Below are 14,120 nucleotides of genomic sequence, written 5' to 3'. Positions count from 1 at the left end.
TCAGTATCCTGCCTTCTGTCGTTGGCGACGAATATGGGGCGGCATCTCGGCATAGACGCCCTCGAAGATATCACGCACCGAGGGCTTTCCGCCCGCATGCAGCGTACCGTGCACTTCCGCCTGTTTCTGAGCTTGGATCACCTCGTCGAGGATTTCGGCTTCCGCCTGCACATGCCGTTCCTCCGACCAGACACCTTTCACGATCAGATGTTTCTTCAGCCGCAGCACGGGATCGCCGAGCGGCCAGGCTTCGGATTCCGTCTTCGGGCGATAGGCGCTGGGATCATCGGAGGTCGAATGCGCGCCGACGCGGTAGGTGACATATTCGATCAGCGTCGGTCCGAGATTGCGCCGGGCGCGCTCGGCCGCCCAAAGGAGACGGCATAGACCGCAAGATAATCGTTGCCATCGACCCTGAGCGCCGGAATACCGAAGCCGAGGCCACGGGCGGCAAAGGTTCCGGAGCCGCCGCGGGCGATGCCCTGGAAAGTGGAGATCGCCCATTGATTGTTGACGATGTTGAGGATCACCGGTGCCTTGTAGGTCGAGGCAAACACCAGCGCAGAATGAAAATCGGACTCGGCCGTCGAGCCGTCCCCGATCCAGGCGGCGGCGATCTTCGTGTCGTTCTTGATGGCCGACGCCATGGCCCAGCCGACAGCCTGGACGTATTGGGTGGCAAGATTGCCTGAGATCGTGAAGAAGCCGTGGTCCTTCGACGAATACATGATCGGCAATTGCCGGCCGCGCAGCGGATCGCTCTCGTTCGAGAATATCTGGTTCATCATCTCGACCATCGGATAGTCGTCGGCGATCAGCAGGCCCGCCTGCCGATAGGTCGGGAAATTCATGTCGCCCTTTTTGAGCGCCTTGCGAAAAGCGCAGCTGACCGCCTCCTCGCCCAGATGCTGCATGTAGAATGAGGTCTTGCCCTGCCGCTGTGCCATCAGCATGCGGGCGTCGAAGGCCCTGAGCTTCATCATGTGCTTGAGGCCGGTCAGTAATTCCTCATCCGACAACAGCCCAGCCCAAGGACCGACCGCTTCGCCATCGCGGTTCAGCACGCGAATAATCGAATAGGCAAGGTCGCGGATATCTTCGGACGCCGCATCGACCTCCGGGCGCGGCACGGAGCCGGCCTTGGCGATGTTGACGTTGGAAAAATCCGGCATGCCACCGGGCCGGACCGCCGGTTCCGGAACATGAAGACTCAATTGCGGGAACTCGGTCATGCCTCGTTCTTCCTCCCGTTTTATCCCTGCTTTCCAGTCTCCTCCCGGAAAGCGGGGTCTTTTTTCCTACAGACTACGTGCAATGACGATGCGTTGCACGTCGCTTGTTCCCTCGTAAATCTGGCAGATGCGAACGTCGCGATAGATGCGCTCGACCGGGTAATCCGACATATAGCCATATCCGCCATGGATCTGGATCGCATCGGAGCAGACTTTTTCCGCCATTTCCGAAGCAAATAGCTTGGCCATCGAAGCTTCCGTCAGGCAAGGCTGGCCAACCTCCTTCAGTTCGGCGGCATGCAGCACCATCTGCCGTGCCACCTCGATCTGCGTTGCCATATCGGCAAGGCGAAAAGCCACGGCCTGATGCTCGATGATCGGCTTGCCGAAAGCAATGCGTTCTCGGGCATAGTCGCGTGCCGCCTCGAAAGCCGCCCGGGCCATGCCGACCGACTGCGCGGCAATGCCGATGCGCCCGCCTTCGAGATTGGCGAGCGCGATCCTGTAGCCCTCGCCTTCCCTCCCAGCCGCAGATCGGCCGGAATACGCATATTGGTAAAGGCGATCTGGCAGGTATCGGAGGAATGCAGGCCGAGCTTCTTTTCCACGCGAACAACCTCGTAACCGGGGGTATCCGTCGGCACGATGAACGCGGAAATACCCTTTTGCCGGCATCCGGATCGGTGACGGCGAAGACGATGATGACATTGCCGTTCTTGCCGGAGGTGATGAACTGCTTTGCGCCATCAAGCACATAGTCGCTGCCGTCGCGCCGGGCGCGGGTGCGCAGGTTGGACGCATCGGAACCGGCTTGCGGCTCCGTCAGCGCGAAACCGCCGATCCACTCGCCGGAGGCCAGTTTGGGCAGGAAGCGCTGCTTCTGCTCCTCGGTGCCGAATTTCAGGATGGGCACGCAGCCGACCGAACTGTGCACGCTCATGATGGTCGAGCACGAACCGTCGCCGGCGGCAATTTCCTCGAGCGCCACGGCATAGGCAACGGTGCCCGTCTCCGAACCACCATAGGCCTCCGGCACCAGCATGCCGAGAAAGCCGAGTTCGCCCATTTCCCTCAGTTCGTCTTTCGGGAACGCATGCGAGATGTCACGCTCGGCAGCACCCAGCGCTAGGCGCTCCCGGGCGAAATCGCGGGCCATGTCGCGGATCTGGATCTGCTGTTCACTCAGGATCATAGGCGGCCTCCTCCCAAAAGCCGTTAGTGCCGTTCGACCGCGATGGCCGTCGCCTCGCCGCCACCGATGCACAGCGTTGCCATGCCGCGCTTTAGATCGTAACGCTCAAGGGCTGCCAACAATGTGACGATGACGCGGGCGCCGGATGCGCCGATCGGGTGACCGAGCGCACAGGCGCCGCCATGCACGTTCACGGCGTCATGCGGCAGGTCGAGATCGCGCATCGCCGCCATGGCGACGACGGCGAAAGCCTCATTGATTTCGAACAGATCGACATCTTGCAGCGCCCACCCTGTTCGCGCGCTGAGCTTTTTCAGCGCACCGATCGGCGCGGTCGCGAAGAGATTGGGTGCCTGCGCATGAGTCGAGTGGCCAACGATGGTGGCAAGCGGCGCAAGGCCGCGACGCTCGGCTTCGGAGCGACGCATCAGAACCAGGGCTGCCGCACCGTCGGAAATTGAGCTGGCATTGGCGGCGGTCACCGTACCGTTTTCGCGGAAGGCCGGTTTCAAGGTCGGAATCTTTTCAAGCCTTGCCTTGCCCGGCTGTTCGTCGCGACTGACGACGTGTTCGGTCTTGTCCGTTTTCACCGTGACGGGCGTAATCTCGGTATCGAAAAAGCCCTCACGGATCGCCTTCTGCGCGCGGTTCAGCGATGTCACCGCGAAATCGTCCTGGGCGGGGCGGGTGAATTGATAGGCTTCGGCGCAATCCTCGGCGAATGTTCCCATCAGCCGCCCCTTGTCATAGGCATCCTCCAGCCCGTCGAGGAACATGTGGTCGATGATCCTGCCATGGCCGAGCCGGTAACCGCCACGGGCCCGATCGAGCAGATAGGGAGCGTTGCTCATGCTTTCCATGCCGCCAGCGACGGCAATGTTCGCGCTGCCGGCCAGAATCAGGTCATGCGCCACCATCACCGCTTTCATGCCGGAGCCGCACATCTTGTTGACGGTGCTGGCCCCCGTTGAGAACGGCAGACCTGCGCCGATAGCCGCCTGACGCGCCGGTGCCTGCCCTTGTCCGGCCGGCAGCACGCAGCCGAACACGACTTCCTCGACCATATCAGAGGTGACGCTACTCCGCTCAAGGGCGCCGCGGATGGCGGCAGCTCCAAGCTCGGGCGCGGTCATATCCTTCAGGTCGCCCTGAAATCCGCCAATGGCGGTGCGGGCGGAACCGACAATGACGATGGGATCATGCAGTGTCATTCAAACCTCCCGGGCCCAATCTCATCGCGGTCCCATGCGCAGGGCACCATCAAGACGGATCACCTCGCCGTTCAGCATGGTGTTCTCACAGATATGGCGGACCAATGCGGCGAATTCATCAGGGCGGCCAAGACGCGGCGGAAAGGGCACGCTTCTACCGAGCGCTTCCTGCGTCTCGGGCGGCATGCCTGCCATCATCGGGGTTTCGAAGATGCCGGGCGCGATCGAGACGACGCGGATGCCGTAGCGCGCCAGCTCGCGGGCAATCGGCAGGGTCATGCCGACGACGCCACCCTTGGATGCTGAATAGGCGGCCTGACCGATCTGGCCGTCGAAAGCCGCGACCGAGGCGGTGTTGATGATGACCCCGCGTTCGCCTTCGCTGTCAGATTCTTCCTTCTGGACAAGCGATGCGGCAAGGCGGATCATGTTGAAGGTGCCGATGAGATTGATGCCGACGGCGCGTGCAAAATTTTCAAGACGATGCGGGCCATCACGCCCCACAACCTTTTCGCCGGGCGCAATGCCGGCGCAGTTCACCAGTCCATGCAAATGACCGAAGGCATCGATTGCCGCGTTGACCGCGGTAAGGCCATCGACTTCGCTGGTCACGTCAGTGCGGACGAAACGGGCACTCGCTCCCAGTTCGGCGGCGACCTGTCCGCCTGCCTCAGCGTTGATATCGGCGACAATGACCCGGGCGTCGGCTTCGACCAGCAAGCGCGCAACAGCGGCGCCCAGGCCCGAGCCTGCGCCGGTGACCACGAAAACCTTGCCAGGGATCCGCATCACGCAATCCTCCGGTTCGCAAGGCGTACATGGTTTGATTTTCGATCCATCCTGCCGCCCTCCCGTGCCGCGCTTCATCGAATATCCGGGCTTTTCAGCCCTACCGTCTTGCCGAAGACTACGCCGGCGCGGTATTGCAAGCGATGACAGAAATGTCCTTCTCTTTTCGGCTAGTTTTGCCATGTTGAGCCATTGACCATGACCGAGATCGACCGGCGAATGATCTCACCGTCCTTCGTGGAAGAGGCACTCGATTGCCTGCGCCGGGACGGCAAGGCGACCGAACCGTTGCTGGCGTCGCTGGGCCTACCGCCGGTCGTCGACAGACCGATTTCCACAGAGACTTACGGCGCACTCTGGCTTGCCGTCGCGGCCGCAGTGGATGACGAATTCTTCGGCATGGGAGGACGCCCCATGCGAAGCGGCAGTTTCACGCTGCTCTGCCACTGCGTGCTGCATGCAAAGACACTGGAACAGGCGCTTCGCCGCGCGCTGCGCTTTCTCAATGTCATGCTGGAGGATCCAAGCGGCGAACTCGTTGTGCGAGACGGGCTGGCCGAAATCGTACTCACGGACAGGGGTAAGGCCCGGTCCGCCTTTGCCTACAGAACCTACTGGATCCTGCTGCACGGCATCACCTGCTGGCTGGTTGGCCGTCGCATTCCAATCCGCCGGGTGGATTTTCGCTGTGCAGAGCCGGAACAGGGCGCAGATTACCGTCTGTTCTTCGGCGCCCCGGTCCAGTTCTCGCAGGCCATCAGCCGTCTCGCCTTCGATCGCACGGTGCTGAAGCTGCCGATCGCCCGGACCGAACAGGCCCTGAAGCAATTTCTGCGGGGTGCGCCGGCCAATATTCTCGTGCGCTATCGATATGATGCCGGTGTGGCTGCAAGCCTCCGCCGACGCTTGCGCCAGACGCCGCCGCCGGCCTGGGCCAGTTTCAGTGATCTCGCCGCGCAGATGCGGATGTCGCCATCGACGCTTCGCCATCGCCTGCATGGAGAGGGCCAGACTTACGCCGGGATCAAGGATGAAATCCGCCGCGATCTTGCCGTCCAGCTGCTGCTGAACAGCAAGAGCAGCGTCGCAGATATCGCCATGCAACTCGGCTATTCCGAACCGAGCGCCTTTCATCGGGCTTTCCGCAAGTGGACCGCGAAAAGCCCTAGTGCCTACCGGCGCGAAACGACCTTATCCGATGCTAAGTAGCAAGCGCCGCCGCCGTGCTCGATTACAAAATCGGCTTGATATCGCGCGCAAACGATGCTGGTATCGCGGGCGGTGGCGACATGCACATAGGCCGCGCCGCTCGCGCGGACCACGGTGCGACCGGCTGGGAACAGTAAACGGCCCCTCTTCCGCAGAATTGGCGGTTGGCGGGCGTTCGTCGATAGTCTGGCAGCGCAATTATCGCTCGAATGGTTCGCCGAGGGAGGCAACGCCGTTGAGTTTCAAAAGGCGACGGTCTGCAGAAATAATACCAAGCACGATGATCGTCACGAGATAGGGCAGGCTTGACAGCAATTGCGAGGGCACGTCCAGGCCGGTCGCCTGGGCGGCCAGCCCCATCAGCGATACCGCGCCGAAAAGGCAGGCGCCGAGGAAGATGCGACCGGTCAGCCATGTGCCGAAGACGACGAGGGCGATGGCGATCCAGCCACGCCCAGCAATCATCCCATCGGCCCAGAGCGGCGTATAGATGACGGCCGCATAGGCGCCGGCAAAGCCGGCCATGGCGCCGCCAAAGGCAATGGCAAGCACACGGACAGTGATGACCGAATAGCCGATGGCGTGCGCAGCCTTCGGGTTTTCGCCGACGGCGCGGATCACGAGGCCGAGTTTCGAATAGGCAAACATCGCCCAGATGGCGAAGGTCGCTACAAGCGAGATCCACACCACGATATCCTGAACGAAAAGACCGCCGACAACAGGGATCTCTGAAAGACCCGGCACGGAAAGCCGGGGAAGTGCCTTGACCGTCAGGCTTTCGTAGGTCTTGCCGAAAAGTGCTGAAAGCCCCTGCCCCAGAATGCCGATAGCAAGACCCGCCGCCACCTGGTTTGCCCGGAACCCGAGCGTAACGAAGGCAAAGATCAACGACAGGGCGGCGCTGCCCAGGCCGGCCGCTACAAAACCGAGAAAATGCCCGCCGCCTTGATAGACGACGATGAAAGCGAGGACGGCGCCAAGCGCCATCAGCCCCTCGACCCCGAGATTGAGGACACCGGCGCGCTCCACCACCAGTTCGCCGAGAGCAGCAAGGAGAAACGGTGTTGCAGCAGCCAGCATGCCGGCGATGATGAACTCGATTGCGTTCATGACGGGCTCCGGGAGGCGGCTCTTCTGGCGGTTTTCGGCCATTCTAGGCGATAGCGGACGAAGGCCACGGCGATGAGATAGCTGAGCAGCAGGCTGCCCTGAAAGACGCGAACCGCGGCGATGGGCAGGTTGGCCGAAACCATCGCATTGTCGCCACCGATATAGATGACCGCCATGACCAGCGCCGAGACGACGATGCCGATCGGATGCAGACCACCGAGATACGCAACGATGATGGCAGCATAGCCATAGCCGCTGGAGATAGAGCGCTGCAATTGCCCAAGCGGCCCGGCAACTTCCGCCGCCCCGGCAAGACCGGCCGCAAAGCCGCCGATCAGAAGCGAAAGCCAAATCGTCCAACCTTCTTTGAAGCCCGCATAACCTGCCGCCCGGGGTGCCAGACCACCGACCTGCAGCTTGTAGCCACTGAAGCTCTTCTGCATGAAGACGAAGGCCGCAAGCGAAAGGACGAGCGTGATCAGGAACGAGACGTTGAGGCGGGTTCCGGCAATCAGGGTCGGCACCATGGCGTCGTACTGAAACATCACCGATTGCGGAAAATTGAAACCGTTCGGGTCCTTCCACGGACCGAGCAGCAGGTAGTTCAGGAGTTGAGCCGCAACGAGACTGAGCATCAGCGAAACCAGGATCTCGTTGGCATTGAGCCGCACCCGCCAGAATGCCGTCAGCGACGCCCAGAGCGCGCCGCCGATCGCGCCGAGCAGGAGCATGGCCGGCCAGATCCACTGGCCCGTCGCCTGCGGAAACCAGACCGGAATGGCCGAGGCGAAGATCGCCCCGAGAATGAACTGGCCCTCGGCGCCGATGTTGAAGACCTTGGCGCGAAAGCCGATCGCAAGCCCCTGCGCGATGAGGAGTAGCGGCCCTGCCTTTAAGAGCACTTCAGAAAACGATGCCCAGGAGAGGAAGGGTTCCAGCAGCATCGCATAGAGGACAGCAACGGGATCTCGGCCCATCAGCAGATAGAGACTGAGATTGAGGACGAGGGCGACCACAAGCGCAACGGCCGGCGCAATGAAGGTCGCTACGAGCGAGGCGCGCTCCCGGCGGACCAGAGAGGGAAAGGAAGCCACAAATCCGCCGCTCATGCGTGAATGTCCCCGGCCGAATGTTGCGCCCCGATCATGTAGCGGCCAATTTCCTCCGGCTCAGTATCGCGTGTGACGAGCCGCTGGCTGAGCGTCCCGTGATGCAGCACCTGGATGGAATCGCTCAGTTCGAACAGTTCTTCCAGTTCCTCGGAAATAACGAGGATGGCCATGCCCTCGTTGCGCAAGGCCACCAGCCGGCTGCGGATCGCGGTCGCGGCCCCTATATCGACACCCCAGGTCGGTTGCGCGACGAACAGAAGCTTCGGCGACAGCATGATTTCCCGACCGACGATGAATTTCTGCAGATTTCCGCCGGACAGGGTTCCCGCTTCGGCATCGGGACCGGGCGTGCGGACATCGTATTGACGGATACAGTCATCGGTGAACGCCATGGCGCGTTTCCTGTCGACAAGGCCGTGCCGCAGAAGATCGAGCGGATGGGCCGTCAGCAGGCTATTGAGGACAAGCGACATTTCGGGCACAGCGCCTCGCCCAAGTCGATCTTCCGGCACGAAGGCAAAGCCGAGCTTTCGCCGCGCCGCGGCATCGAGCCTGCCGACATCCGACCCCATCATGTAGATCCGGTCGCGCTGCTCGCGCCCAAGCAAAGTCTCGCCCGAAATCAGCGCCGCAAGCTCACTCTGGCCATTTCCGGATATTCCTGCGATCCCCAGTATTTCGCAGGCGCGAACCTCAAGGGTGATACCGGACAGCGACACGGCGAAGGGATCGTCCGGCTGGTGATCCAGACCGATGATCTCCAGGCATTTTTCGCCGCCGGACAGGGGAACCGCCGGGATCGGCGCCGGCATGTCGCGACCGATCATCATGCGGGCGAGATCGTGGGTATCGTGGTCGCGCGGATCGACATCGCCGGTGACGCGCCCGCTGCGCAGGATCGTGGCCCGATCGCAGATCGCCCGGATTTCCTCCAGCTTATGGGAAATCAAAAGGATGGAAACACCCCCATCGCGCAGGCGGCGCAGGGTCTCAAACAGCTTCTCCACCAGTTGCGGGGGCAGGACGGAGGTCGGCTCGTCAAGGATCAGAAGCTTCGGGTTGGTCATCAGGCACCGGATGATCTCCACCCGCTGTCGCTCACCGACAGACAAAGCATGCACATGGGCGAACGGATCGACTTCGAGGCCGAACTCCTGTCCCAACGTCTTGATGCGCTGCGCAAGATCAGCTTTCCGGCCCGGCACGACCAGTCGGATGTTTTCCAGCACCGTCAGGGTCTCGAACAGCGAGAAATGCTGGAAGACCATGCCGATACCCTTGCGCCTGGCTTCCGCGGGGAAGCAAGGCGCAAGTCTTGTCCTTCCCAGATGACGGTTCCGTCATCCGGTTGCTCGACGCCATAGATCAGCTTCATCAGCGTCGATTTTCCCGCCCCGTTTTCGCCGAGGATCGCATGGATCGATTGCGCAGCCACGTCCAGATCGATCGCCTGGTTGGCGTGGATCTGGCCGTAGCTCTTCGAAATGCCGCGCAGCGACAGGAGCGGGGTGTTCATGGCTTACTTCGGCAGCGGCGTCGCGACGCCCTTGACGTGCCAGTCCATGGCGATGATCTCTGGATCAGCCAAGGTCACGCCGGATGCGACGCCCTCGCTGCCATCAGCCTTCATGATCGGCCCGGTGAACGGCGAGAAGCTGCCATCGGCGATCTTGGCCTCGATCTCCTTGATCTTGGTCATGGTGTCAGCCGGGACGGCCGGGTTCCAGTCGACCACTTCGACCACGTTTTCCGCGACGCCGAGGAAAGCGTTAGCGCCCTTGAACGTTCCGGCGAGATGGGCATCGACCGATGCCTTGAAGAACGGCGACCAGTCGGTTGCGACGCAACCGAGATAGGTCTTCTCGGCATATTTCTTCATCGAAGAGTTGAGGTTGAACGAGTAGACGCCCGCCTCCTCGCAAGCCGCGATGACAGACGGCGTATCCTGTGCATTGGAGAAGATCACGTCGCATTTCTGGGCGATCAGCGCTTTGGCAGCTTCCTGCTCCTTGGCCGGATCGAACCAGGAATTCACCCAGACAACGGAAACTTCGATATCCGGATTGACGGTCTGGGCGCCAAGCGTGAACGCGTTGATGGAGGTGATCAGTTCGGGGATGGCGAAGGCCGAGACCGAACCCAGCTTGCCGGTCTTGGACAGGGCCGCAGCAGCCATCCCGAGCAGATAGGTGCCCTGGAAATACTTGGCGGCAAACGGCGAGAAATTCGGCGCAACCTGGAAGCCGGAGGCATGCAGAACGGTGACGCTCGGATCACGGCGGGCAATCTGCAGTGCGCCGTTCTGGTAGCCGAAGGAGCCGGCGACGAGGAACTTGTTTCCGTCGGCGACCGTCTTGGTCATGATGCGATCAGCGTCCGGACCTTCCGCGATATTCTCGAGGATGGTGATTTTCACCTTGTCGCCGTAAGCGGCCTTGATCGGCTCGAGACCAGCGGCAAGCGCATGCCCCCAGCCGACATCGCCGACCGGCGACGGGATCACCAGCGTGATGCCCAAGGGCTCGTCGGCGGCAAACGTCATGCGGCTGCTAAGCGCGCCGGCAAGTCCGGTGGCGGCAGCGGCTTTCATCAGGTTTCTACGAGTTAGTTTTGTCATGATCTCAGTTCCCTCTTTTTTGGTTTTTAGAATTCGACGGTGGCAAGTGCAGCTTCGGCATCGGCAGACAGTTTGGCTTCGTCGAGCCCGATGAACTCGCCCTTCTGCCAGACAATACGCCCGTTGATCATGGTCATGTCGGTCGCCATGCCGATGCCGACGCGCGCAATCAGGCTCAGCGGATCGTGGCGCGTGCCGACATAATCCATGCGGCGCGTATCGATCGCAAACAGATCGGCCGCCATGCCGGGCGCAAGCCGTCCGATGTCGGAACGGCCAAGCAGGCTCGCGCCGCCTGTGGTGCCATAGCCGAGGAAATCGACAGGCGGCGGCACCGGATGGGCGCGGGTGGAGGACACGAGGCATTGCAGCATGTAGGCCGAATGCAGGCAGTGCATCAGGTTTGAATTGTCGTTGGATGCCGCGCCATCGCAGCCGAGGCCAACGCGCAACCCGAAGGCCGCCATCGCGGGTATGTCCGTGACCTCGGCGCCGACGAGATAAACCGGCTCCGGGCAATGCGATACGCCGGTACCGCTCTTAGCCATCGTCCGCAGTTCGTCATGGGTCAGTTCCCAGCAATGGGCGTAGAAGGCATCGGGCCCGGCAAAGCCCAGTTCCTCGAGATAATCGACGGTGCGTTTGCCATGACGCGCCAGAATGACAGGGCTTTCGCCCTCGCCGACATGGGTGTGCATCATGACGCCGCGATCGCGCGCCAGCGCCACGGATTCCACGAAGGTCTCGCGGTAGCAATTCACCGGCTGGCACGGTGCGACCACAACCTGCCGCATGCTGAAAGGGCTGGTGTCGTGATAGGTGTCGATCAGGCGGGCGCAGTCGCCGATGAACTCGTCCGTCGTCTCCAGCATCGCGTCGGGGATTGTGGACCCCTCCGACTTCGGCAGTGTGTTGCCGCCGCGACCGGCATGGAAACGCATGCCGAGAAGCTCGGCCGCCTCGAACTGCCGGTCGATCAGCCGCTTTCCGGCGTGCCGGGGAAAATTATACTGGTGGTCGAAGGCCGTGGTACAGCCATGCTTGATCAGTTCTGCCATCGCCGTGACCGAGGAATGGTAGAAACATTCCTCATTGAGCTGCGAGAAGATCGGGTAGATTCGATCCAGCCATTCAATGACCGAAAGCTTCGTCCAGTCGAGATCGGCGCGGTTGCGCACGAAGCACTGGAAGAAGTGATGGTGGGTGTTGACGAGGCCGGGATAGACGAACCAGCCGGTTGCGTCCTGCACGGTCGTGCCGGCCGGCATGCCGTCTGCATCGAGATGTTCGCCGATGGCCTGGATCGCGGGGCCGCTGGTCAGGAGATCGACATTGCGATGCACGACCGGGCCCCTGCCCTCGTCAGTGATCACAGCCGCGCAGTTCTTCAGGAGATAACCGGTCATCTTAGGCCTCGCCCGGTTCGATTTGCGGTTCGGGCTTCAATTCATGCAGTCGGTGGATGCCAGGCATTTCGATGAAACCATCGAGGCTGCGAAGCGCCCGCGACCAGAGCCGGATTGTGGGATAGGCATCGAGCAAGACGCCGCCATCAGGGGCCAGCGCCACATAGGGAAAACAGGCGATATCGGCCACTGTCGGCCGGTCGGCGGCCAGAAAGCGCATGCCGCGCAGCCGCTGCTCGACGAGGCCCGCTTCAAGCTCGCGAAGGGCGGCCATTCCTTGCGCCTGCAACGCCGCGATATCGCCGGGACGCAGCAGCATTTCATGCAATCGAGCGGCGCCGAGACTGGCCGTGAGGCGGCCGGAAAAGGAGAGCCATTGCTGCACCCGGGCGGCTTCCTCAGGCTTTTCGCCAGCCAGCCATTTCGGGGCGGCCTTTGCTGCGAGATAGACGAGAATGGCCGAGGATTCGGTCAGGATCAGATCGCCGTCCTCGAGGATCGGGATCGAGCCGGCGGGATTTAGAGACAGAAGTTCCGGGCTGCGATGTTCGAGCCCCGGATGGAAATCGACGGGTCGGAGTTCAAGCTTGACGCCGATCAGTGCGGCCATCAGGCGGACCTTGTAGCCGCTGGGCGAGAGGATGTAGTCGTAAAGCTTCATTGCGCCACCAATTGTGCACCATAGGTATAGTTGTGGCGCTTCAGCCAGCGGCGATAGGCAATCGACGTCAGATCGGCCCGCGTCGGTATTTCCATGCCCGGATCGAGCGGAAGCAATCGCGGAATTTGGTTTTCGAGGATCGAGCGGTCCTGGAGGAAGATCGTCTGCTGGAAATGGATGAGGTCGGTCAGCGAGGTCTCGTCATCGAACAGCGCCATCCATGGCCAGACATCGCAGATATCCTCCGCAAGCGGCTGTACGAACAGCGTGATCACATCCCATTCGCTCGGGCGCGGCGGGCAGGTCTTGTAGAGAACCGAGCAGGTCGGCGCCGGCACGCGGTACATGTATTCGGTCGTAATGCCCCCGCTGGCGGACTTTGCGGCCTGCGGCTGGTAGAATTTCACCTGTGTCGCCCAGACCTCGTCCACGTCCTCGCGAATCTCGACCTTGTAATTCTGGACCTCCGTATGCGGCTCGGCGCCGAGAATATCGGTATGCACAAAGGGGAAATGGGCGATGTCGAGAAAGTTCTCTACCGCGCGAAGCGGCGAGCAGCGCACGCGCACGACGCCGACATCGACAAAACGGCGACCCGGCTGATCTGCCTCCGGGATCGGGAAAAGCTCGTTCTTGGGATCACCCAGCGATGACCAGACATGGCCGTAGCGCAGGCGCACGGGCAGGATCCGGCCATTTCCGCCTGTCACTTTCGCTTTGCCGTCAATGTCGCTCGCCACCAAGATAGGCTCGCCCATCAGCGCCGTCCTGCGGCCGCCAGCATCGAGCTGGCTGATGAGGCCGACCGGGTACCATTCGTCGATCATCGCCTGCATGGTCATTGCACGCTTCCCTTGCCTTGAAGATCTTCAGCCGTCCGACGCAGATTTTCCGCGGTGCGCGATGCAGTAATGCGGGTTGCAACATCGGCATCATCTTTTACTAGGACATGGACCAACGTCTCGCCCTCGTGCTGGGTGGACAAAAGCAGGCGAATGGTACCGCTCTCGATCAGTCCCTCCGAATTTGCCACCGCACCAGCAGCCGCTTCTATCTGTGCTGTCATCGCGAGAATGGTCAGGGAACGCAGCGGAACAAAACCGTCGAGCTTTGGCGGAATGGAAGCTGGTGTACCGAAGGCCACCCAGATCACACCATCTGCTTCCTCGACAGCATGGGTCACCACGCGGATCGTTTCCGGCGGCACCAGTCCCGGATGGGCCGGGATGCGAAGACAGTTGCCAGCCTGCGCATAGCTCCAGCCGTGATAAATACAGGAGATCGCCTCACCCCGCACGAACCCGTGGGACAAACGCATGCCCCGATGCGGACAGCGATCTGCGGATGCTGCAACACGCCCGGAATCGCTGCGCCAAAGAGCGATCGATTCGGTTGCAATACGGGCAGGATTAACGGTTCCAGCCGGCAAATCCGCGGAAAGGGCGACGGGCGTCCAGGAGCCGGTCGTATCGGCGAGCATGATCAGACTTTCCAAGAGAAATCATAGATTTAAGAATGACTTGCACCTCGACGGAAGCGACGGCGCTCATCAATTAATTTCAGGTTTGCATAATTATTTCG

Annotated in this window: 10 protein-coding genes and 3 pseudogenes; 1 reads left to right on the top strand and 12 read right to left on the bottom strand. The window is 61.6% G+C overall.

The genetic code is table 11. The annotated features are described in order from the left end of the window. The 4 genes and pseudogenes from P6U16_RS14630 to P6U16_RS14615 form a co-directional block, all read right to left on the bottom strand. Positions 1–1,232, bottom strand: a pseudogene (locus P6U16_RS14630) (thiamine pyrophosphate-dependent enzyme). A 66-nt stretch (positions 1,233–1,298) separates the two neighbouring features. After that, positions 1,299–2,424 (bottom strand): annotated as a pseudogene (locus tag P6U16_RS14625) (acyl-CoA dehydrogenase family protein). A gap of 23 nt (positions 2,425–2,447) precedes the next feature. Then, positions 2,448–3,635 (bottom strand): acetyl-CoA C-acyltransferase, encoded by a 1,188-nt coding sequence (locus tag P6U16_RS14620; RefSeq protein WP_277701166.1) that lies wholly within the window; start codon positions 3,633–3,635, stop codon positions 2,448–2,450. A 21-nt stretch (positions 3,636–3,656) separates the two neighbouring features. Next, positions 3,657–4,424 (bottom strand): 3-hydroxyacyl-CoA dehydrogenase, encoded by a 768-nt coding sequence (locus P6U16_RS14615; protein ID WP_277703856.1) that lies wholly within the window; start codon positions 4,422–4,424, stop codon positions 3,657–3,659. A 198-nt stretch (positions 4,425–4,622) separates the two neighbouring features. On the opposite strand from P6U16_RS14615, the gene P6U16_RS14610 reads away from it, so the two are divergent. Next, positions 4,623–5,633: an AraC family transcriptional regulator gene (locus P6U16_RS14610; RefSeq protein ID WP_277701165.1), complete on the top strand. Its 1,011-nt coding sequence runs from the start codon at positions 4,623–4,625 to the stop codon at positions 5,631–5,633. A gap of 198 nt (positions 5,634–5,831) precedes the next feature. Here P6U16_RS14610 and P6U16_RS14605 read toward each other — a convergent pair whose 3' ends face one another. The 8 genes and pseudogenes from P6U16_RS14605 to P6U16_RS14570 form a co-directional block, all read right to left on the bottom strand. Continuing rightward, positions 5,832–6,743 (bottom strand): ABC transporter permease, encoded by a 912-nt coding sequence (locus P6U16_RS14605; protein ID WP_277701164.1) that lies wholly within the window; start codon positions 6,741–6,743, stop codon positions 5,832–5,834. Beyond that, positions 6,740–7,852: an ABC transporter permease gene (locus P6U16_RS14600; RefSeq protein ID WP_277701163.1), complete on the bottom strand. Its 1,113-nt coding sequence runs from the start codon at positions 7,850–7,852 to the stop codon at positions 6,740–6,742. The genes P6U16_RS14605 and P6U16_RS14600 overlap by 4 nt, the downstream gene beginning before the upstream one ends. After that, positions 7,849–9,371, bottom strand: a pseudogene (locus P6U16_RS14595) (ABC transporter ATP-binding protein). Before P6U16_RS14595 ends, P6U16_RS14600 begins: the two are co-directional and overlap by 4 nt. 3 nt (positions 9,372–9,374) lie before the next feature. Continuing rightward, entirely contained in the window at positions 9,375–10,472 is a 1,098-nt protein-coding gene (locus P6U16_RS14590; protein WP_277701162.1) for a BMP family ABC transporter substrate-binding protein, read from the bottom strand. A gap of 26 nt (positions 10,473–10,498) precedes the next feature. Continuing rightward, positions 10,499–11,878 (bottom strand): amidohydrolase, encoded by a 1,380-nt coding sequence (locus tag P6U16_RS14585; protein WP_277701161.1) that lies wholly within the window; start codon positions 11,876–11,878, stop codon positions 10,499–10,501. A gap of 1 nt (position 11,879) precedes the next feature. Next, on the bottom strand, positions 11,880–12,539 hold the full coding sequence (locus P6U16_RS14580) for a glutathione S-transferase family protein (RefSeq protein ID WP_277701160.1): 660 nt from the start codon (positions 12,537–12,539) through the stop codon (positions 11,880–11,882). After that, on the bottom strand, positions 12,536–13,381 hold the full coding sequence (locus P6U16_RS14575) for an aromatic ring-hydroxylating dioxygenase subunit alpha (RefSeq protein ID WP_277701159.1): 846 nt from the start codon (positions 13,379–13,381) through the stop codon (positions 12,536–12,538). The genes P6U16_RS14580 and P6U16_RS14575 overlap by 4 nt, the downstream gene beginning before the upstream one ends. Next, positions 13,378–14,019 (bottom strand): Rieske (2Fe-2S) protein, encoded by a 642-nt coding sequence (locus P6U16_RS14570; protein WP_277701158.1) that lies wholly within the window; start codon positions 14,017–14,019, stop codon positions 13,378–13,380. Before P6U16_RS14570 ends, P6U16_RS14575 begins: the two co-directional genes overlap by 4 nt. Positions 14,020–14,120: the final 101 nt, after the last annotated feature.

It is taken from the genome of Rhizobium sp. 32-5/1, assembly GCF_029537235.1.
In the GTDB taxonomy this organism is placed as follows: Bacteria; Pseudomonadota; Alphaproteobacteria; order Rhizobiales; family Rhizobiaceae; genus Pararhizobium.
This window is presented reverse-complemented; position numbering and strand designations above follow the sequence as displayed.